Consider the following 19,759-nt stretch of genomic DNA (forward strand, 5'->3'; position numbering starts at 1 on the left):
ATGGACGCTGAACTGCGAACGGATGTCGTGGTGCGGCCGGTGCGAGACGTCGATGCTGTCGCTCTCGGCCAGGTGCACGCCACGTGCTGGCATGAGACCTACGACCAGGTGATCAGCAAGGCGGCGCTGGAGAAGATCTCGCCCCGTCGTCTGGCCGAACTCTGGACCCACTGGGCGGTCCAGGGCCCCGAGTTCAAGATGAGCGCGGCTCTGGTCGACGGTGAGATCGTCGGATTCGTCGGCTCCGGACCGGCCCGCGACAAAGATGCGCCCCGCAATCGCGAGCTGTACTTCATCTACCTCCTCGATGCGTACCACGGGAAGGGGATCGGGCAGAAGCTCTTCGACGCCGCGGTCGAGGACGGCGAGCCCCTCTACCTCTGGGTCGCCGAACACAACCCCCGAGCGCACCGCTTCTACGAGCGCAACGGCTTCAGCCTCGACGGCGCCTCGCACACCGAGCCCTTCCTCGGCGAGACGCTCACCGAGGTCCGGTTCGTCCGCTGAACCCGCCGTGCTGAGCGTCTGGGCGCTGGAGGGCATTCCCGAGATCACCGCCGGTGACGATCTCGTCGCGATCGTCGCAACCGCGGCGGCCGACACCCTCGAAGACGGCGACATCGTGGTCGTCACCTCGAAGATCGTGTCCAAGGCCGAGGGTCGGTTCGTGCAGGCAGACGACCGCGAAGACGCCATCACCGCGGAGTCGGTGCGGGTCGTCGCGCGCCGCGAAGGTCCCAGCGGGCACGTCACCCGCATCGTCGAGAATCGGCTCGGCATCATCGCCGCTGCCGCCGGGGTGGATGCGTCCAACACCCCCGACGGGACGGTGCTGCTCCTTCCGGAAGACCCCGACCGGTCCGCCCGGTTGCTTGCGGCGGGCCTGCGCACACGGCTCGGCGTGCGGGTGGGCGTGCTCGTCTCCGACACGCTGGGACGCGCATGGCGCGAGGGTCAGACCGATCACGCCATCGGCGCCGGCGGAGTGACCGTCTTCGAAGACCTCCGGGGAACGACGGATGCCGAGGGCCGGCCCCTCGCCGTGACGATGCCGTGCGTCGCAGACGAGCTGTGCGCCGCGGCGGACCTCGTGAAGGGGAAGGTCGGTCGCCGGCCCGTCGCCGTCGTCCGCGGCCGCGGCGACCTGGTGGGCGATCTCAATCTGCCCGGTGCGCGCTCGATCGTGCGCCCGTGGGAACGCGACATGTTCCGCCTCGGCGCCGACGAGGCCTACGCCGAGGGGTTCGCCGCCGGCCGTGCCGGTGGCGAACCCTGGACGATCCCGGTCATCAGCCGGCGCGCAGCTCGACCTGACCCGCGGTGACGCTGACCTCGACAGTGCTGCGGGCACCCGGGATCGAGCCGAGGCCGTTGTCGAAGTCGCCGGCGGAGACCTCCGAGGTGATGTCGTACTCACCCTCGGGCACGGTCGCCGTCACCCGTCCCGCGCTGACGTCGAACGTCATCGCGTCCGGCTGTGCTCCGGTGAGGACGAGGTCCATGTCGCCCGCGCTGACCGTGACGTCGGCTTCGGCGACGTCCAACAGCTCCAGGTCGGCCTGGCCCGCAGACACCGTGGCGTCGACCGAGCGGGCGGAGCCCGTGATGTCGACACTGCCCGCGCCGAGGTCGAGGTCGAGCTCGGCGAAATCACCGTCGATGACCCGGAGGTCGCCCGCATTCATCGTCAGGTCTGCGTCGATCCCCTCGAGGGTGTCAGGGAGGGTGAGCACCGCCTCGGAGCGGTCACCGAACATCCATCCGCCCCACCACCGGTCGGGCGAGGACACCCGGATGGTGTCTTCGATGCGCTCGAGGCGCCATTGGTCGGCACCCCACCCCCGGGTGACCTCGAGGGTGGCGTCATCGACGTCGGCGAATTCGATCCGGAGGCTGCCGGCTCCCACCTCGGTCTCCACCTCGGTCACGCCGGCGGTGTCGACCGTGGTGTCGGTGGAGCCTGCTTCCGCCGCCACTGCCGGTCACGGCGGCCGAAGCGGTCGCGATGGCCGTGCTCCCGAGGCTGCCGAGGATGACCAGCGCGCCGAAGGCGCCGACGAGTGTCGCGACCACGCGGGGCGCGGCGGATCGGGGGGCGCCCGGCCGGGTCGGGCGCTCGGGGGCGGCCGGCGGAGCGGGCTGTGCCGACTCGTCGGCCGGAGGAGGGACAGTGCTCATCGGTTCGTTCCTGTCTGGGAGGGTCCGCTCTGCGGACGCGATGCGGGGGCGGCCGGGCCGCCGTGTTCGAGGTGGGCGAGGGCGGCGAGCACCCGGCGGTTGCCGGAGTCGTCGGGTTCGAGGTCGAGCTTCTGGAAGACCGCGGTGATGTGCTTCTCGACGCTCCCCTCACTGACGTGCAGTGTGCGGGCGATGGCCTGATTCGATCGGCCTTCGGCGATGAGCGCCAGCACGGTGGATTCCCGGTCGGTCAGTCGCTGCATCCGCTCATCCCGGCGACGCCGGGCCAGCAGCTGTGCGACCACCTCGGGGTCGAGGACGGTGGCGCCCTCGCCGATCCGCCCGACCGCGTCGAGGAACTCCCCGACGTCGGCCACGCGGTCCTTCAGCAGGTAGCCGAGGGCCCCGCCGCTTGCGGCGATGAGGTCGGCGGCGTAGCGCTCCTCGACGTACTGCGAGAGCACGAGCACCGGCAGCTGCGGCAGCCGGGCCCGCAGCGAGAGGGCCGCGCGGATGCCTTCGTCCGACCAGGTCGGCGGGAGCCGGACGTCGAGGATGCAGAGGTCGGGGGCGACCCGGTCCACCGTCTCGTCGAGGTGTTCGGCGTCGGGGAGGGCGGCGACCACCTCGTGGCCGGCGTCGGCGAGCAGCCGGCTGAGGCCTTCGCGCAGCAGCGCGGAGTCTTCGCAGATCAGGATGCGCACGGGATGCTCACCTCCACCGAGGTGGGGCCGCCGATCGGGCTGTCGAGCCGCGCGGTGCCGCCTGCTGCCAGAACCCGGTTGATGATGCCATCGATGCCGCCGCCGGCGATCACCTGGGCGCCGCCCACTCCGTTGTCCTCGACTCGCGCCCACAGGGTGCGGGATCCGGTCTGCGGCTCGTCACGGAGACGGACGACCACTCGGCATTCCGAGGCGCGGGCGTGTTTGGCGGCGTTGGTGAGGGCTTCGGCGATGGCGAAGTAGGCCGCCGCCTCGGCATCGCGGGAGCAGCGCCCCTCCATCCGCACGTCCAGCTGCACCGGCACCACCGATCGCGCCGCGAGGGCGGAGAGAGCGGCGTCGAGACCCCGGTCGTCGAGGACGGACGTGTGAATGCCGCGCGCGAGCTGCCGGAGCTCGGTGATGGCGGCCTTCGTAGAGGTGTGCGCCTCGGCGATGAGCTCTTTGGCTGCGGCCGGATCGGTGTCGAGCTTCTGCTGCGCGAGGCCCAGCGTCATCCCCACCGACACCAGTCGCGGCTGGACGCCGTCGTGGAGGTCGCGCTCGATGCGCGTGCGCTCGACGTCGGCCGCACGGACCGCGCCGGCCCGCTGCGCGTTCGAGGTCCGAGCCTCCTCGGCCAGCTGGGCTTCGCGTGAGGGCACCATGATGGCCCGGGCGAGCACGCCGTGGAGGATCGCCAGGCCGATGATGCCGGCGGCGGCGAGAACCACGACGAGGATGCCGACGACGACGGCCCAGCCGCTCGCGACGACGAAACCCGTTCCGAAGAGCCGCAGGACGCCGTCGACGGCGAACAGCGGGCTGAAGGTGAAGACGATGCCGCTCGAGATCGCCTGGAAGAGGAAGAGGGTGATCCCGCCGAGGAGCGTGGCGACGGCGAGGTTGGCGATGGCCCGCCACATGCCGGGATCGATCGCCTGCTGGCCGAGGGAGCGGATCCAGCCGCCGAAGCCGGGCCGTCCACTGCGGCGCAGCCGCCGCGGAGTGAGACCGAAGTGGTAGAGCCCGTCGACCCGGGCGGTTTCCAGCCAGCCGAGCGCGAACAGGACGTAGACGAGGCCGACGAGGAAGAGCAGCCCGATGCCGATCACGAGCAGGAAGCCCAGACCGAGGCCGAGGAGGGAGAAGAGGAACCCGAAGAGCGCGGAGCCGAGCACGCCGAGCGCGGCGAGGTGAGCGATGGCGAAGGCGATGCGCAAGGGCGAGGCGATCTGCGATTTCACCTTCGCGGGGCGCGCCGGCGCGGGGCTGGGTTCCTCACGCGGTGCGGCGGGGGTGAGAGGTGCTGTGGTCATGACACCCACGGTAGAACTGCGGCCTGCTCCGCGCGCCCGAGGCATCCGGACTCTTCACCGGGGGTTATCCCCCGGCCTCGCCCTCACCCGCCTCGACCGCGCCGCGGGCGGCCCGTTGACCGTGCGCCGCGCCGGTCAGCGTCCAGCCCAGCAGCCACGCGACCGTGCCGAACACGAGCACCATGTACAGCGGGATCCCGGCCGACTCCGACAGCGGAAGGAGAGCCGCGACGCCGACCGCGGCTCCGCCGACGAGCGTTCCCCATCCGGCGATCTCGGTGCGGGGCGCCGCCGCCGCCTGCGCGGCGTACCAGGCGGCATCCGATGCCATGGTCGTGGTCGTCCGAACGCCCGCTATCGGATTCAGTGGCAGCCGCCGTTCGCGCGAGCGGCGGGCGAGGACGACCATGAGGATGCCGGCGACGACCAGGATGACCGCGGTGATGAGCAGCGCCCACTGCGGCGCGTCGGGTCCGGTCACCGGCTCTTCACCGTGCCGAACAGGCGGGCGATCGGAGCGACCACCAGGGGCCGGGCGGCAACCCACCCGGCGACGACGACGCCGAGCGACAGGGTGAAGATGAGCAGCCCCGCCCAGTTGTCCGCGTAGGCGTTCGGGTCGACCGATCCCTGCGCGGCGTACATGTGGTTGAGGTTGCGAAGAGCGCCGGTGGCGAAGACGAGCGTCACGTGGAAGATGATGAACACCACGAAGTAGATCATCACCGGGAAGTGCACCTTCCGCGCCCACTCCACCGGGTAGAGCCGGTTCAGTCGATCGGCGTTCTTCGGCCAGAAGCCGCTCATGCGCGCTCCGGTGATGATCGCCAGCGGCGCCGCGATGAACACCGTGGCGAAGTACGCCAGCTGCTGCAGCGAGTTGTAGTTGACCCAGCCGTTCTCGGTCGGCCAATCGAGCGAGAGGTACTGCAGGCCCGCGCTGAGGGCGTTCGGGATGACCTCCCAGCTCGTCGGCACGATGCGCACCCACTGCCCCGTGGTGCCCAGCAGCACGACGTAGATGATGCCGTTGGTCACCCACAGCACGTCGAGCGCCTGGTGCAGCCACAGGTTGAGGCTGATCTTGCGGCGCTTGTTGCCCTTCGGGCTCCAGAACACCGTCGGTCGCTTCTCGGTACGCACCTGGAGACCGGTGCGGATGATCAGCACCATCAGGAAGACGTTGAAGAAGTGCTGCCAGCCGAGCCAGGCGGGGATGCCGACGGGCGCCCACTCGGGAAGGTGGTACTCGCCCGGGAACTGCTCGACGAACCCCTGCAGGGGCGGAATGCTGAGGAGGAACCGCACGATGACGACGATGAGCCCTGCCGCGACCAGCAGAGTGAAGCCGCCGACCGCGGCGACCCCGGCCCACTGGAGCGGGGTGTACGGACCGATCCGGCGCGGCTCGGGAGGTGCGGCGGGACGAACGGATGCCGCGGCACCCGGGAACACGGTCGGGGTGAACGGCAGCGGGGCGCGGGCGCCGATGGGCCGTGGACTCTCGCGAGCCGTCGATTTCTGCTGCGCGGATGGTGCGGGAGCCGCCGATTCTGACGGGTCGGAGACGAGGGCGCTCGGGCGCGCCGACGGATCGGCCGGCGGCGTCGCAGCGGCACGGGGGCGCGGCGTGAATTCAGCCGGCGGCCACGGGTCGCCGCCTGCGACCCGGGGAAGTCCCCGCCGGACACCCACTGCCCCGCGAGCCGTCGATTCCTGTTGTTCGGATGCCGCGGGAACGACGTTTTCTGACGGGTCGGCGGGCGTTGCGTGGTTCTCCGCGCGCTCCCCGACCGGGGATGCGGCGGGCGTTTCGACTCGCTGCGCTCGCGGGGCGGCCGGGGGTGCGGCGGGTGGCCACGGCTCGCCGCCCGCGACCCGAGGCAGACCCCGTCGCATCCTCCTCGGCTCGCGACCCGTCGATTTCTGCGGCCCGGATGCCGCGGGAACGACGTTTTCTGACGGGTCGGCGGGCGTTTCGACCTGCTGTGCTGGTGGGATGACGGGCGTGGCCTGCGCGACGGGTGGCGCCTCGACGGCCGGCGGCGCCTCACCGACCGGCGGCCACGGATCGCCGCCGGCGACCCGTGGGAGGCCACGACGCACAGTCCGCGCAAACGTCGCCATCCGTTACGCCTTCTTCTTCGCCTCGAGCGCCTCGATCAGCTGCGGCACGACGGTGAAGAGGTCGCCGACGACGCCGAAATCGGCGATCCCGAAGATCGGCGCGTCGCCGTCCCTGTTGATCGCGACGATCGTCTTGGCCGTCTGCATGCCCGCTTTGTGCTGGATCGCCCCCGAGATGCCGAGAGCGACATACAACTGCGGCGAGACCGAGACGCCGGTCTGTCCGACCTGATACGACTGCGGCACGTACCCTGCGTCGACGGCCGCCCGCGACGCGCCCACCGCGGCGCCGAGCACGTCGGCCAGCTGCTCCACGAGCGCGAACTTCTCCGCCGACCCGAGCCCCCGGCCGCCCGAGACGACCTTCGTCGCTCCCCGGAGCTCCGGCCGGCTCGAGGTCGCGGCGGCCTCCTCGACGGAGAGGACTGATGCCGCGCGCCGGCCCGACCCCGACACGGCCAGCGTCTCCACGACCGGGTTCGCCACCGCCTCGGCGCGTGCCTCGATCGCTCCCTGCCGCACGGTGATGACCGGCGCACCCCACGTGACTGCGGCATCGACGTTGTAGGCCGCCCCGAACACCGAGTGGTGCGCGACGACGCCCTCGGCGTCGCGGGAGACACCGACCGCATCGGCGCATACACCCGACCGCGAGCGGGCGGCGAAGCGGGCGGCGACCTCGCGTCCCTCGACCGAGTGCGAGATCAGTACGGCGTCGGGTCGCACCTCGGCCATGGCGGCGTCGAGCGCGTCGACGACCGGAACCGAGAGCCCCTCGCCGGGCGGCGCGATCAGCACCGTGCCGGCGCCGAGCTCCGCGGCGGCCGCGGCGACCGCCTCCCCGTCGTCGGTCACCACGAGCGCCACCGGTGTCCCCACCGAAGCAGCCGCCCCGACGAGTCCCGCCGCACTCTTGGCCAGCTCACCCGATGGCATCACGTCCAGCAGGACCAGGATCGCGTCATCCGCGTAATCAGCCATCACGTCCTCACACCAGCCGGTTCTCTGCGAGGAAGTCGGCGAGCTTCCGACCGGCATCGCCCTCGTCGACGATCTTCACGCCCGCCTCGCGCGGCGGCCGCTCGGCCAGGGAGATGACGATCGAGCGCGCCGCATCGGGGTCGGCGGCATCCAGGCCGAGGTCGGCGAGACCCAGCGTCTCGAACGGCTTCTTCTTCGCCGCCATGATCCCCTTGAAGTTGGGGAATCGCGCGTCGGGGAGCGCCTCGGTGATCGAGACCACCGCCGGGAGTTCTGCTCGCAGCCGCATCGAACCGGCATCGCTCAGCCGGACGCCTTCGACGGCACCGTCGGAGATCTCGACCGACGTCAGGTTCGTCGCGCTCGGGACATCCAGGATCTCGGCCACCATCGCGGGGATCATCCCGCCCGAGCCGTCGGTGGAGAGGTTGCCGGCGATCACCAGATCGAATCCGATCCGCTGCAGCGTCGCTGCGAGCACCTCGGCCGTGAGCCCCATGTCGGCTCCCAGGAGATCGCCGTCGACCACCTGCACCGCCGACGCCGCGCCCATCGCGAGCCCCTTGCGCACGGTCGCGGTCGAGGCTTCCGACGCCATCGACAGAACGACGACCTCGGTGCCTTCATGCGCGTCGGCGTACGAAAGACCGACCTCGAGCGCGCGCTCGCAGATCTCATCCAGCACGCGATCGCTGGCGTCGCGTTCGGCGAGCCCGGTCTCCAGGCTCAGTTTCCGATCACCCCACGTGTCAGGTACCTCTTTGATCAGCACCACGATCTTCATGGAGCCTCCTTGTCCGTCTGGTCGAGTCTATGTTCGCTATCGGGCCGTCCGGAAAGCCGAGGGCGACGCCCGACCGTCGGAGCACACCTCCTGCAGCGGCAAACAAGCGACCACTAAATGCTGTTAGGGTTTCAACATGCGCAATTTGGTCCCCCCGTTAGAGCCCGACTTCGTAGATCAGGCGATCGAGAACTACCGCGCGCTGGTTCGGATTCCGACCATCTCGCGACTCGGTGACCGTGGAACGAACTGGGCACCTTTCGAGCAATTCCGCGAAGACATCGCCGCTCGCTATCCTCAGTTGCACGGAAGCCTCTCTCTGGAGATCGTGCGCGAACACGCGATGCTTTTCCGCTGGCGCGGGATGACCGACACAGAACCGACAGTCCTGATGGCGCACTATGACGTGGTGCCTGTCGAGGACGAAAGCGCTTGGACCGTTCCTCCCTTTGCAGCGGACATCGTGGACGTCGACGGGGAGCCCCACCTCGTGGCGCGCGGGAGCATCGATGACAAAGCCTCGCTAGCCGGCATCCTCGCAGCGGTGGAGCAAGCCATTATCAGCGGCTTCACACCTCGGTCTGACGTCTACCTCGCGTTCACGCACAATGAGGAAGTTCTCGGCGACGGCACACCGAGCATCGTTCAACTGCTCGAGAAACGAGGGGTGAGGCCGCGCCTTGTCATCGACGAGGGCGGCATCGTGGGCGAGAGCATCCTCGGCCCCGTGAACGCAGACGTCGTGTGCATCGGCGTCAGCGAGAAGGGAACGGGGACGCTGCGCCTATCGCTGTCCGCCCCGGGTGGGCACTCTGCTGTGCCGCCCCTCGAGGAGGCGACGGTGCGGCTGGCCCGCGCAATCGTTGCAATCCACGATCGCGGCATCACCCCACTCCTCAGCGATGTGAACCGGCGGCTCATCCGCACCCTTGGACCCCACGCGCCGGGCCCTGTCGCGGAGGCGGCTCGCCTGCTGGATGCCGGCGACGAAGCCGGAGCGATCGAATCGTTCGCCACGGCGAGCCTCAACGCCCGGGCGATGGTGCACACCATTCCCGTGACCACGGTCGTCTCGGCGGGGATGACGGCCAACGCCATCCCGGAACGCGCATCCGCCCTAGTGAGCTTGCGCATCGCGCCCGGCCATTCGCCGGCGGACGTCGTCGACCGGGTGCGCCAGGTCATCGACGACGACGGAATCGCGATCGAGGTGATCGAGCTCAAAGACGCCTCGCCGGTGTCGCCGTCGGAAGGTGCCGAGTGGGATCTCATCGTGCGGCACATCCACGCCACCTACGGTGACGACGTGCTCGTGGTGCCCTACGTCAACAACGGCGGAACGGACAGCCGCAACTACACGGGCATCAGCGACAGCGTGTACCGCTTCAGCCCGTACCGTATGTCGCTCGCACAGCGCGAGAGCCTGCATGCGATCGACGAGCGCCTACCGATCTCGAGCTTCGTCGAAGGTCTCACCTTCTACACGTCGTTCGTGCGGGATCTGTGAGCATGACGACCGGCGCGAACCTCCTGACGGAGTGCCTCATCGCCGAGGGAGTGCAGGACGTGTTCGGCCTCCCCGGCCTGCAGCTGGACCCCGCGATGTCCGCGCTGCACGACGCCTCCGACCGCATCACCCTTCATCCCGTCGTCCACGAGCAGTCAGCCACCTACATGGCCGACGGCTACGCACGCACCCGCGGCACGCCCGGTGTCGCGATGGTCGTTCCCGGACCCGGCATGCTCAACGCGACCGCCGGTCTGTCCACCGCGTACGCATGCTCCAGCCCCGTGCTCGCCGTCGTCGGCCAGATCCGCTCCGACCTCATCGGTCGGGGGTTCGGCGCTCTGCACGAGATTCCTGACCAGAGCGGCGTGCTGCGCGGACTCACCAAGTGGCATCACCTCGTCCGGCACCCCGACGAGATCCCCGCCGCCGTTCACGAGGCGTTCCGCCAGCTGCGCTCCGGAGTCACGGGGCCCGTGGCGCTCGAGGTGCCGCCCGACGTGCTGCGCATGACCGCGCGCGCGACCCCGCTTGCGGCAGCGACACCGGAGCATCCGCGCCCCGACGCGCGAGTTCTCGCCACCGTGCGCGACCTCGTCGGGCGAGCCGAACGGCCCGCGATCATCGCAGGCGGCGGGGTGCGCGCCGCCCGCGCCGGTGACGACGTCCTGGCCCTCGCGGAGGCGACCGGCGCGCCAATCGTCACGACGCGGAATGGTCGCGGCGCCTTCGACAGCCGGCATCCGCTCGTTCTCGACCCCCTCGCGATGCGGCGGGTGCGCGACGACGCCGACCTCATCCTCGCCCTCGGCACCCGCCTGGGCAGCACCGACGGCGAGCAGGCGGACGTCGGTGAAGGGACGCTTGTCATCGTCGACCTCGATTCCCGCATGTTCGTCCCTCCGCGGCGGCCGGACGTCGCCGTCCTTGCGGATGCGGGAGCCTTCGCCCGCGAGCTGACGGACGCGCTGCGTTCGAGCGGCCACCGGCCGACCGACCGCCGCGCCGAGTGCGATGAGCTGCGAGACTGGATCGGGCGCGAGACGGCGCGGCTGGAGCCGCAGCATGCGTACCTCCGGGCCATCCGGGAAGCGCTCCCCTCGGACGGGGTCTTCGTCAGCGAGTACACGCAGGTCGGTTACGTCGCCAGCGTCTCGTTCCCCGTGCACGCGGGCGGCGATTTCATCAGCCCGGGATACCAGGGCACCCTCGGGTACGGCTTCGCCACGGCGCTAGGCGCCCAGGTGGGGGCCGGTGATCGCGCCGTCGTCTCGGTGACGGGAGACGGCGGGTTCGCCTGGACCCTGCCCGAACTCGCGACCGCGAAGCGCGAGCGCATCCCGCTCGTCACGGTGGTGTTCAACGACGGCCACTACGGCAACGTCCGGCGCATGCAGCGTGACGACTGGGACGGCAGGTACATCGCCAGCACGCTCACCAACCCGGACTTCGCGACACTCGCCGACGCGTACGGCATCGCATCGGTGCGCGTCCACGATGCACCGCAGTTGCAGGATGCCGTCGCCACCGGCCTGAGCGCACGTGCTCCTCTCCTCGTCGAGGCCGTCGTCGGGGAGTTCCCCTCACCGTGGGAGTTGATCGATGCCCTCTGACCGCACCGAAGCCACCGACAGCGTCGAGACCGCACTCGCGCGAGCCACGGAGGCGCTGAGCTGGTATCGGGACACGAGCGGCGCCGAGCGCGCGGACTTCCTCGTCGCGATCGCCGATGAGCTCGAGTCCGTATCGGAGCAGCTCGTGACGATCGCTAGGCGCGAGACCGGCCTCGGCGAGGATCGCCTGAGCGGCGAGGTGGCCCAGACCCGCGTCAATCTGGGTCTCCTCGCCGACTGGGTGCGGGAAGACCGAGACCGGCGGCCCGTCCACGACCCCGCCGATCCCGGGTTCCCGAGGGGCGCGCGCCCCGACATACGTCGCACGCTCGTTCCCGTCGGCGTGGCCCTGAACTTCGCCGCCAGCAACTTCCCGTTCGCCTTCTCCGTCGCCGGGGTGGACTCCGCCGGTGCGCTGGCTGCTGGCTGCCCGGTGGTGGTCAAGGCGCACCCCGGGCATCCCGCCACCTCGCGCGCGTCCGCCGATGCCGTCCGGCGCGCCGCCCGTCGAGTGTTCGACCGCGACGACTGCCCCCTTCAGCTCATCGAGGGGAACGAGGAGGGCGTGCGAGCCCTGTTGAATCCGCGGATCGCCGTCGCGACCTTCACGGGTTCCCTCGCGGGCGGAAGGCACCTCGCTGGCCTGGCCGCGACGCGCCCGGCGCCGATTCCCTTCTACGGCGAGCTGGGCAGCGTCAATCCCGTCGTGGTGACGGCGGACGCCGCGCGCGAGCGCGGAGCGGAGCTCGGGCGCGGCTTCGTCGATGAGGTCGCCTTCTCGGGCGGACAGGTGTGCGTGAAACCCGGCCTCCTGCTGGTTCCTCGCGACCACGGGCTGGACGAGGCGATCGCTCGCCGCGCGCAGGAGGTGCCCGAGCATCGACTTCTGTACCCCTCGCTCGGCGCGCAGTACCTCGAGCGCCGCGCGGCGGTCCTCGGCGTCTCGGGCGCGCGGCCGCTCGCCGAGGGCACCGTGCGCACAGATGAGGACGGCCACGTGTGGGCGACGCCGACGATCGTGACCGTGCCGTTCGAGACCGCTCGCACTCAGGCGTCCACGATCGCCGAGGAGGTCTTCGGCCCCTCGTCCATCGTCGTGGAGTGCGACGATGTCGAGCGCGCGCTCGTCTCGTTGCCTGAATGGGTGCCCGGCTCACTGACGGCGACGGTCCACCTCGGCGGCGCGGAGCGCGACGCTCTGCAGTCCGATTGCCGCGACGGCATCGCCGGAGCGGTGCGTGCGCTGCGGCACATCGCCGGCCGCGTCATCGTCGACGAGTGGCCGGGCGCCGTCTACACGACACCCGCGCAGCACCACGGCGGGCCGTTCCCCGCGACGACCCTCGACACGGCGGCGGCGACCTCTGTGGGGCAGCTCGGCCTCGGGCGCTTCCAGCGCGCCGTCGCGTGGCAGAACGCACCGGAGGCGTTCTTCTGACACGGCTGATCGTCAGAGCAGAGCGGCGAGCTCGGCCGGCATGAGGCCCTCGAGGGTCGGCCGAAGGGTTCGGCCGACCGGACGGGGGCTTTCGGCCATGTCGTGGACGCTGGGCACCACGAGCGTGCGCAGACCGGCCGCTTCGGCGCTGCGCGCGCCGGTCTCGGTGTCCTCGATCGCCACGCATCCACGGGCGGGCACACCGAGCGCGGCGAGCGCGCGCTCGTAGGGCTCGGGGTCGGGCTTGGACTTCTCCACGTCGTCGCCGGCCACGATGACATCGAAGACGCCGAGCCCGGTCGCCGCCGCGAGCGCCTCCGCGACGGGACGGTAGGCCATAGTGACGAGCGCCGTCGGGATCCCCGCATTCACGAGCGCCGTCAGGAGCACCAGGGCACCGGGTCGCCAGGCGATGCCCTCGGCCATGCCCTCCGCGACATGGGCGGTGATCTCGGACGCGATCTGCGCCGTGGATCCCCGCGCTCCGCGACGGACGAACTCTCCCGCGTAGACGGGGGTAGGCTGACCGATCGCGCGTTCGGAGTCCTCGCGCGTCCATACGATGGCGTGCCGCCGAGCGATCTCCTCCTTCGCTCGCACCCACAACGGCTCCGTGTCGGCGATCGTGCCGTCCAGGTCGAACAGCACGGCGCGCAGCCGCGTCGTCACGCGCGGTCCTCTGACGGCGTGTCGGCACCGATGCCGAGCACCTCGAGCAGGTAGTCGAAGTGATCGGCCATGCCGAGCGAGGGATCCAGCATCCACTGCAGCTGCATACCGTCGGCCACCGCGATGAGGATGGGGGCGAGCTTGGCCGGGTCCAGGTCGAGCCCGCGGACGGCGATCCTCTCACGGAGGTCCTCCTCCAGGCGCTCGCGGATGCCGCCGTAACGTTCGACGAAGTAGTCGTGACTGGCGTGCGCGGGGTCCGACGCCTGCGCCGCGAGCACGGCGTGCAACTGGACGAGGCCTGGCACATCGGCGTTGCCGCGCAGCGATCTGCTCATCCTGGGCAGGACGGATGCACCGTTCGCGGTCGACCGCGCAAGCTCCTCCTTCTTGCGCACGACCTCGGTGAGCATCGCCTCGCGGGTGCCGAAGTAGTGCAGAAGACCGGCCGCCGTCATCCCGGTCACCTCAGCCACCTCACGGAGCGACGTGCCCTGGTATCCGGATCGGGCGAAGACCGTCAGCGCAGCCTCGAGGATCTCCTCGCGACGGGCGACGCCTTTGGCGTACTGCCCCCTCGCGCTCATTCCTCCACCGTACCCCGGCGCCGCCGCGCGGGCCGTCACTCCACCACGCGTGCGGCGGCGTCGATCGCCGCTTCACTGCGACGGGACAGCAACAGCACGACCACCGAAATCAGGGCGAGTCCCGCCATGGTCGCGCACATCGGGATCAGCGAGCCCGTGCCCCACACTCCGACGAACGGCGCGACGGCGGAGCCAGCGCAGAACTGCACGAAGCCGATCGTCGCAGCCGCCGATCCGGTCGCCGTTCGCACCCGGTTGAGCGCAAGGCCGATGAGGTTCGGACCGTTCAGCGCCAGCGGCGCCATCGACGACGTGATCGCGACAGCGATCAGCGTCGCCGGAGCGTCAAGAAGCCACAGCGTGGCCGTGACGGTCGTGCCGGCGACCGACAGGCCGAGGCCCAGCAGCACGAGGCGCTTGGCGCCGAGGCGGCGCATCCACCGGTTGGCGACGAAGTTGACACTCACCGCGACGGCCGCGTTGATCGAGAACAGCAATCCGAACTGAGCTCCGTCGAAGCCCAGCAGATCCTGGTAGACGAACGGCGATGCGGACACGTACGCCATCAGGGTCGCGTACGAACCCGCCTGCACGAGGACGTAGACCACGAAGATCCTGTTCTTCAGGTGGCGCACGACGGTCGGCAGACCGAGCCATCCGGTGCTGCGCTCGCGATGATGCGGCAGATGCGTCTCCGGCACCACCAGGATCACGATGACGAGCAGGACGATGCCGAGAGCGGCGAGGAACCACAGCGGCCCGCGCCACCCGAACCACTGCACGAGCTGACCGCCGATCATCGGCGAGAAGATGTTCATGGCACCGACGCCGACGGCGAGTGAGGCGAGGGTGCGCGCCGTATGGTCCCCCACCGTGCGATCCCGGATGATCGCGCGGCTGATCACGGTGCCCGAGGACCCAGCCACGCCCTGGATGAACCGGGCGACGATGAGTGTCGTGACATCCGGCGCGAGGGCGGCGACGACCGCAGCGCCGGCGCACACGGCGGCGCCCGCGATGAGCGGACCCCGGCGTCCGAGCCGGTCGCTGAGCGGCCCGAACACCAACTGGCCGACCGCGATCCCCACGAGGAACGCGCTGAGCGTCAGCTGCAGGGCGCTCGCCTGCACACCGAACGCGTCGGCAGCGAGCGGGAACGCCGGCAGGAACGAGTCGACGCTGTAGGCCGTCATCGACATGATGGCCGTCAGCGACGCCATCAGGCCGAAACTGACCGCGATCGAGGTCTCGGGGGCGATGCGCCGCCGCGATCTCACCCGATCCGACACGCGCGCCGCCTCCTCGAAAACTGAATTGTGTTCAGCTTATCTTGAATGTCGTTCAGTTTTCCAGCTCACAGCAGCCGCGCGGCGAGGTCGGCCTCGAACTCCCGGTCGAACGGATACAGCGGACGTTCGACCCGCGTGAAGGCGAGTCGATCCATGTCGAGGTCGGTGCCACCCGGCGTCACCGCGATGAAGGACGATCCTGCGCCCGCGACCTGACTGGGGAACTGGTATCCGTTCTTGACCAGGACGATGTCGTAGCCGTCCCACGGCACATGCGCGACCCCCGTCAGGATCCCGGGCGGCAGGGCGGGGTCATCCGGAGCCACGAACGGATCGCGCGCCCACTGCACGGTCACCGACACGGTGCCGTGGCGCAGCAGCGCGCCGTTGATGCGGGCGCCGTCCGGTGCAGGCACCAGACGCTCCACCTCCCAGGTCGTCAGCACCGGCCCGCCGAACCGATCGTCGAGACCGGCGCCCACCGCCAGCTGCAGGCGTGCCCCCACGCCGGCTCCCACCGCTGCCGTCAGCGCGGCCGGATCGACGAGACCCGCCACGAGCACGCGCCTGTCGGCGAGCCCCGCACGAGCGCGCACGGCGTGCAGCGCGTACGTGATGTCACCCGATGCGCCCGCGGTGACGTTGTCGCCCGCGTCACTGATGACGACGGGCGTCGCCGCACCGCCCTCGACGAACGCGAACGCCTCGTCGAGCGTGCCGTAGTGCGGGGCGGTGATCTCGAAGGACTCCCTCGCCTCCCAGTAGCTCCGGGCGAGCTCTTCGGCGCAGGCGAGTGCAGCCGCCTCATCGTCGCCTGTCACGAGCGTCGAGGCCGTGTTGCGCTCCTCATCGGCCCACGCGAAGCCGATCCAGATCCCGCCGTCGCGCAGTCCCCGCTCCGCGATCGCACCGTCGATCCGGCCGAAGACCATCCGACCCGGGTCGACGACCGTCGACGTACGCTCTCCCGGCAGCAGCACCGGGACGCGCACCCACGCCTTGGCGGGTTTGACGCCACGCCGCACCACATCGACGAGGTTGCGCACGGCGCGCCGGCGGGTCTTCTCGTGGTCGATGTGCGGGGCATGCCGATGGCAGGTGGCGAGATCGAGCACGGATGCCAGCTCCGCCGACATGTTGCCGTGTGGGTCCATCGAAGCCGAGAGCACGGCATCGACCCCGACGACCTCGCGGATCCGGCCGACCAGGCGCTCCTCGACGCGTTCGCGGCCGACGACGCTCAGCGCACCGTGCAACGGCAGCCAGACGCCGTCGAGCGGCAGCGCCGCCCGCAACCTCTCGAGCAGCTCGGACTCGAAGGCGTCGTAGACGTCGGCGTCGATCGGCCCGCTCGCACCGGACATCGCGTGGAGTGCACCCACCCATTCGACTCCGTCCGACGCCTGGCCCAGCCACGCGGCGAGCGGGTGCGCCGCGACGAGGTCGGCACCCCGGCGCGCGATGAAGTCCTCTGCCCGCGTCACATGCCGCGAGAACGTGCTCGCCTCGATGTAGATGCCGGCGATCGCGAGCTTCATGCGCCCTGCGTGCCGAACTCGCGGGCCTTCACCTCGAGCACGGTCGGGGTGAGGTCCGCCTCGAAGTCGCGGTCGAGGGGGAAGATCGGGCGCCACACGCGCTCGAAGGTGAGGCGGTCGAAGTCGAGGTCGGTGCCGCCGGGCGTGAACGCCATGAACTCGCTGCCCGAGGTCTCCCGCTGATTGGGGAACAGGTAGCCGTTCTTGACCACCACGACGTCGTAGGGCGAGACATCCGTGTAGGCCAGGCCGATCATCGCGAAGGCGGGCGTCGCGGGATCGGCCGCGCCGACGAAGCGCTGGCGGTACCGCTGCAGGCTGACCGAGACGGTGCCGGATGACACGACCGCCCCGACGATCCCCTCGCCGTAGATGCCGTCGATGAGCTTCTCGACTGTCCAGATGCCGGGCACGGCGGGCGCATAGCGCTCGTCGACGACGGCGCCGATGGCACGGGTGATTGTCGCGCCGACCCCGGCCTCGATCGCGGCGTCGAGGCTCGGCTCGTCGACGAGTCCGGCGAAGAGGAACCTCGCACCGGAGGCGATGACATCGGTCCGCTGCAGCGTGCGGGTGAGCGCCACCGTGATGTCGCCGGAGCCGCCGGCGGTGACGTTGTCGCCCGCGTCGCTGAGATACACCGGGCGCTGCGCTCCCGACAGCACGAAGTCCAGCGCCTCGTCCCACGTTCCGTAGTGGGGGCTCGTGATGCCGAAGTCGGCGCGTGCATCCCAGTAGCCGCGCGCGATGTGCTCGGCGGCCGCGACGATCGCGGCCTCGTCGTCGCCGGTGGCGAAGACGGCGGCGGCATTGCGGTCCTCGTCGGCCCACGGGAAGCCGCACCAGAGGTTGACGTCCAGGATGCCGAACCGCTCGATCGCGGGGATCAACGCGCCGAACACCGAGGTCGCCGGCTCGAACAGCGTCGAGGTGCGCTCGCCCGGGAGGAGCACCGGAACGCGCACCCACGCCTTCTTCGGCTTGACGCCGCGATGGATCGTCTCGATCAGCTGGGTGACGGCGCGGTCGCGCGTCTGCAGCCGGTCGATATGCGGCGCGTGCCGATAGCACGCGGCGAGGTCGACGTACTCGGCGAGTTCCTCGGAGAAGTTTCCGTGCGGGTCCATCGACACCGAAATGACGGTGTCGTCGCCGACGATCTCGCGCACGCGACCGACGAATCGCTCTTCGAGCCGGGTGCGCCCGAGCACGTTGAGGGCACCGTGGATGTCGAGGTAGACGCCGTCGTACGGCAGGTTCGCCTTCAGTCCCTCGAGGATCTCGGCCTCCGCACGGTCGTAGAACTCGGGATCCACAGGTCCGCCCGCGCCGGTGGCCGCGCGCATGATGGGGACCCACTCGACGTCGGCGACGAGGTCGCCCAGCCGGTCGTCCCATTCGTAGTGGTCAAGCAGCTCCTGGCCGCGGGTGACGTCGAAGATCGGCTCTCGCATGATGTCGTGCGAGAAGGTGCTGCATTCTCCGGAGACGCCGGCGATCGCGATGCGCATGGGGTGGTCCTTTTCGTGGTCAGCGGGCAGGCAGGATGACCGGCTCGAGGTCGGCCTCGAAGTCGGTGTCGAGCGGGAAGATCGGGCGCCAGACACGCTCGAAGACGAGACGGTCGACGTCGAGGTCGGTGCCGCCGGGTGTGAGGGCCATGAACCAGCTCTGCGCCTCGTCGGTCTGCCCCGGGAAGAGGTAGCCGACCTTCACCACGACCACGTCGTAGCCGTCGGAGGGGATGTAGGCGTGATTGGCGAGCTTGTTGCGGGACGTGACCTTCGCGAACACAGCCGGATCCATGAAGTACGAGCGGCCACGCTGCACCATGGCGTGGATATCGCCCGACGCGAGCACGGCCGCCACGGTTCCCTCGCCCTCGACCAAGCCCGGCACGAGCCGCTCGACCACCCAGTCGCGGTCGACGGGGCCGGCGAAGCGGTCGTCCACCACGGCGCCGATCCCGCGCCGCAGGGTCCCGCCAACACCGACCTCGACCGCCGCGTCGACGGATGCCGGATCCACGATGCCCGCGAAGAGGAACCGCAGGCCCGAGTCGACGACATCCTGACGTGCGAGGGTCTCGGTGAGCGCGTAGGTGATATCCGCTGCCGAGCCCGCGGTGATGTTGTCACCCGAGTCGCTGATGAACAGCGGCGAGGGCGGGCCGGCCAGGGCGAAGTCGAGCGCCTCATCCCACGTACCGGAGCTCTCGGCAACGATCGTGAAGTCGTTCCGGGCGTCCCAGTACGCCTGCGCGACCTCGCGTGCGCAGGCGCGTGCGGATTCTTCGTCGTACGCCGTCACCATCACGGCCGCCGCGTTGCGGTCTTCGTCGGCCCAGGCGAACCCGACCCACAGGCTCGCGTCCACGACACCGTGGCGCTCGATGGCGGGGACCAGTCCTCCGAAGACCGTCTTTCCCGGCTCGACGACGGTCGACGTCCGTTCGCCCGGCAGCAGGACGGGGACCCGCACCCACGCCTTGAGCGGCCTGCGGCCATCGCGCAGGACCTCGACGAGCTTGCGCACGGCGCGCTCGCGGATCGCGCCGGAATCGATGTGGGGCGCGTGACGGAAGCACACCGCGAGGTCGACGAGCTCAGCCAGCTCGCGGGAGAAGTTGCCGTGCGTGTCCATCGACATCGAGATGACGGTGTCGTCGCCGACGACCTCGCGGATGCGACGCAGAAGCGCTTCTTCCGCGCCGTCGCGGCCGTCGACGTGCGCGGCGCCGTGCAGGTCGACATAGAGACCGTCGATGGCACCCAGGTCGCGGATCCGATCCACGATCTCGTCCGCGTAGCGGTCGTAGGCGTCCGGATCGATGGGTCCGCCCGCGCCGCCGTGCGCGCGGACGGTCGGCAGCCACTCGATGTCTTCCACACCGGGGAACCATCCGGCCAGGTCGTACAGCGCGAGCTGCTCGTCGCCGCGCTGCACCGAGAAGTGCTCCTTTCGCATGCGGAAGGTGGAGAAGGTGCTGGATTCGGCGCCGAATCCGGTGATGCCGATGCGCATG

The 19,759-nt window shown here is 70.3% G+C and carries 18 protein-coding genes; 5 read left to right on the top strand and 13 right to left on the bottom strand.

Translation table 11 applies throughout. From position 1 onward, the window contains the following. Together QSU92_RS06055 and cofE are read left to right on the top strand one after the other, a co-directional pair. On the top strand, nt 1-507 hold the full coding sequence (locus tag QSU92_RS06055; protein WP_289265274.1) for a GNAT family N-acetyltransferase: 507 nt from the start codon (nt 1-3) through the stop codon (nt 505-507). A 7-nt stretch (nt 508-514) separates the two neighbouring features. Further along, nucleotides 515-1,324, top strand: coding sequence for a coenzyme F420-0:L-glutamate ligase (gene cofE / locus QSU92_RS06060; protein ID WP_289265276.1), 810 nt, complete (start codon nt 515-517; stop codon nt 1,322-1,324). Here cofE and QSU92_RS06065 read toward each other — a convergent pair. The 7 genes from QSU92_RS06065 to QSU92_RS06095 all read right to left on the bottom strand — a co-directional run bounded on the left by QSU92_RS06065 (nt 1,290) and on the right by QSU92_RS06095 (nt 8,093). Continuing rightward, a complete protein-coding gene (locus QSU92_RS06065; RefSeq protein ID WP_289265277.1) occupies nt 1,290-1,976 on the bottom strand; it encodes a DUF4097 family beta strand repeat-containing protein in 687 nt (228 codons plus the stop codon). The two genes, cofE and QSU92_RS06065, sit on opposite strands and share 35 nt — an antisense overlap. 198 nt (nt 1,977-2,174) lie before the next feature. Then, a complete protein-coding gene (locus QSU92_RS06070; RefSeq protein ID WP_289265278.1) occupies nt 2,175-2,882 on the bottom strand; it encodes a response regulator in 708 nt (235 codons plus the stop codon). Next, nucleotides 2,870-4,201 (bottom strand): sensor histidine kinase, encoded by a 1,332-nt coding sequence (locus tag QSU92_RS06075; RefSeq protein ID WP_289265279.1) that lies wholly within the window; start codon nt 4,199-4,201, stop codon nt 2,870-2,872. The genes QSU92_RS06070 and QSU92_RS06075 overlap by 13 nt, the downstream gene beginning before the upstream one ends. 64 nt (nt 4,202-4,265) lie before the next feature. Further along, the gene (locus QSU92_RS06080) at nt 4,266-4,682 is read right to left on the bottom strand and encodes an SdpI family protein (RefSeq protein ID WP_289265280.1); all 417 of its coding nucleotides are present in this window, start codon (nt 4,680-4,682) and stop codon (nt 4,266-4,268) included. Further along, nucleotides 4,679-5,656: a cytochrome b/b6 domain-containing protein gene (locus tag QSU92_RS06085; RefSeq protein WP_289265281.1), complete on the bottom strand. Its 978-nt coding sequence runs from the start codon at nt 5,654-5,656 to the stop codon at nt 4,679-4,681. The genes QSU92_RS06080 and QSU92_RS06085 overlap by 4 nt, the downstream gene beginning before the upstream one ends. A gap of 675 nt (nt 5,657-6,331) precedes the next feature. Next, nucleotides 6,332-7,309, bottom strand: coding sequence for an electron transfer flavoprotein subunit alpha/FixB family protein (locus tag QSU92_RS06090; RefSeq protein ID WP_289265282.1), 978 nt, complete (start codon nt 7,307-7,309; stop codon nt 6,332-6,334). A gap of 7 nt (nt 7,310-7,316) precedes the next feature. Continuing rightward, a complete protein-coding gene (locus QSU92_RS06095; protein WP_289265283.1) occupies nt 7,317-8,093 on the bottom strand; it encodes an electron transfer flavoprotein subunit beta/FixA family protein in 777 nt (258 codons plus the stop codon). A 136-nt stretch (nt 8,094-8,229) separates the two neighbouring features. On the opposite strand from QSU92_RS06095, the gene QSU92_RS06100 reads away from it, so the two are divergent. From QSU92_RS06100 to QSU92_RS06110, 3 genes are read left to right on the top strand one after another with little or no spacing between them, the layout of a single operon-like run. Then, a complete protein-coding gene (locus tag QSU92_RS06100) occupies nt 8,230-9,600 on the top strand; it encodes a M20/M25/M40 family metallo-hydrolase (protein ID WP_289265284.1) in 1,371 nt (456 codons plus the stop codon). 2 nt (nt 9,601-9,602) lie between these two features. After that, complete coding sequence (locus QSU92_RS06105; protein WP_289265285.1) at nt 9,603-11,213, top strand: thiamine pyrophosphate-binding protein; 1,611 nt, start codon at nt 9,603-9,605, stop codon at nt 11,211-11,213. Next, nucleotides 11,203-12,651, top strand: coding sequence for an aldehyde dehydrogenase family protein (locus tag QSU92_RS06110; RefSeq protein ID WP_289265286.1), 1,449 nt, complete (start codon nt 11,203-11,205; stop codon nt 12,649-12,651). Before QSU92_RS06105 ends, QSU92_RS06110 begins: the two co-directional genes overlap by 11 nt. 12 nt (nt 12,652-12,663) lie before the next feature. Here QSU92_RS06110 and QSU92_RS06115 read toward each other — a convergent pair whose 3' ends face one another. The 6 genes from QSU92_RS06115 to QSU92_RS06140 all read right to left on the bottom strand — a co-directional run bounded on the left by QSU92_RS06115 (nt 12,664) and on the right by QSU92_RS06140 (nt 19,758). Beyond that, nucleotides 12,664-13,320 (bottom strand): HAD family hydrolase, encoded by a 657-nt coding sequence (locus QSU92_RS06115; RefSeq protein ID WP_289265287.1) that lies wholly within the window; start codon nt 13,318-13,320, stop codon nt 12,664-12,666. Continuing rightward, nucleotides 13,317-13,907 carry a TetR/AcrR family transcriptional regulator gene (locus QSU92_RS06120; protein ID WP_289265288.1) on the bottom strand — a complete coding sequence of 197 codons (591 nt, stop codon included), beginning with the start codon at nt 13,905-13,907 and terminating at the stop codon, nt 13,317-13,319. Before QSU92_RS06120 ends, QSU92_RS06115 begins: the two co-directional genes overlap by 4 nt. Nucleotides 13,908-13,942: 35 nt before the next feature. Next, complete coding sequence (locus QSU92_RS06125) at nt 13,943-15,196, bottom strand: multidrug effflux MFS transporter (RefSeq protein ID WP_289265289.1); 1,254 nt, start codon at nt 15,194-15,196, stop codon at nt 13,943-13,945. A gap of 65 nt (nt 15,197-15,261) precedes the next feature. Then, nucleotides 15,262-16,734 (bottom strand): M81 family metallopeptidase, encoded by a 1,473-nt coding sequence (locus QSU92_RS06130; RefSeq protein ID WP_289265290.1) that lies wholly within the window; start codon nt 16,732-16,734, stop codon nt 15,262-15,264. Further along, nucleotides 16,731-18,245: a M81 family metallopeptidase gene (locus QSU92_RS06135; protein ID WP_289265291.1), complete on the bottom strand. Its 1,515-nt coding sequence runs from the start codon at nt 18,243-18,245 to the stop codon at nt 16,731-16,733. The genes QSU92_RS06130 and QSU92_RS06135 overlap by 4 nt, the downstream gene beginning before the upstream one ends. Nucleotides 18,246-18,264: 19 nt before the next feature. After that, nucleotides 18,265-19,758 (bottom strand): M81 family metallopeptidase, encoded by a 1,494-nt coding sequence (locus QSU92_RS06140; RefSeq protein WP_289265292.1) that lies wholly within the window; start codon nt 19,756-19,758, stop codon nt 18,265-18,267. Between the last annotated feature and the right edge of the window lies 1 nt (nt 19,759).

This window comes from Microbacterium sp. ET2, from assembly GCF_030347395.1.
Taxonomy (GTDB): Bacteria; Actinomycetota; Actinomycetes; order Actinomycetales; family Microbacteriaceae; genus Microbacterium; species Microbacterium albipurpureum.

Coding starts and splice junctions, on each gene's coding strand:
- QSU92_RS06055 (WP_289265274.1), top strand. CDS start 1: ATGGACGCTGAACTGCGAACGGATGTCGTGGTGCGGCCGGTGCGAGAC.
- QSU92_RS06075 (WP_289265279.1), bottom strand. CDS start 4,201: ATGACCACAGCACCTCTCACCCCCGCCGCACCGCGTGAGGAACCCAGC.
- QSU92_RS06090 (WP_289265282.1), bottom strand. CDS start 7,309: ATGGCTGATTACGCGGATGACGCGATCCTGGTCCTGCTGGACGTGATG.
- QSU92_RS06095 (WP_289265283.1), bottom strand. CDS start 8,093: ATGAAGATCGTGGTGCTGATCAAAGAGGTACCTGACACGTGGGGTGAT.
- QSU92_RS06100 (WP_289265284.1), top strand. CDS start 8,230: ATGCGCAATTTGGTCCCCCCGTTAGAGCCCGACTTCGTAGATCAGGCG.
- QSU92_RS06105 (WP_289265285.1), top strand. CDS start 9,603: ATGACGACCGGCGCGAACCTCCTGACGGAGTGCCTCATCGCCGAGGGA.
- QSU92_RS06110 (WP_289265286.1), top strand. CDS start 11,203: ATGCCCTCTGACCGCACCGAAGCCACCGACAGCGTCGAGACCGCACTC.
- QSU92_RS06120 (WP_289265288.1), bottom strand. CDS start 13,907: ATGAGCGCGAGGGGGCAGTACGCCAAAGGCGTCGCCCGTCGCGAGGAG.
- QSU92_RS06130 (WP_289265290.1), bottom strand. CDS start 16,734: ATGAAGCTCGCGATCGCCGGCATCTACATCGAGGCGAGCACGTTCTCG.
- QSU92_RS06135 (WP_289265291.1), bottom strand. CDS start 18,245: ATGCGCATCGCGATCGCCGGCGTCTCCGGAGAATGCAGCACCTTCTCG.
- QSU92_RS06140 (WP_289265292.1), bottom strand. CDS start 19,758: ATGCGCATCGGCATCACCGGATTCGGCGCCGAATCCAGCACCTTCTCC.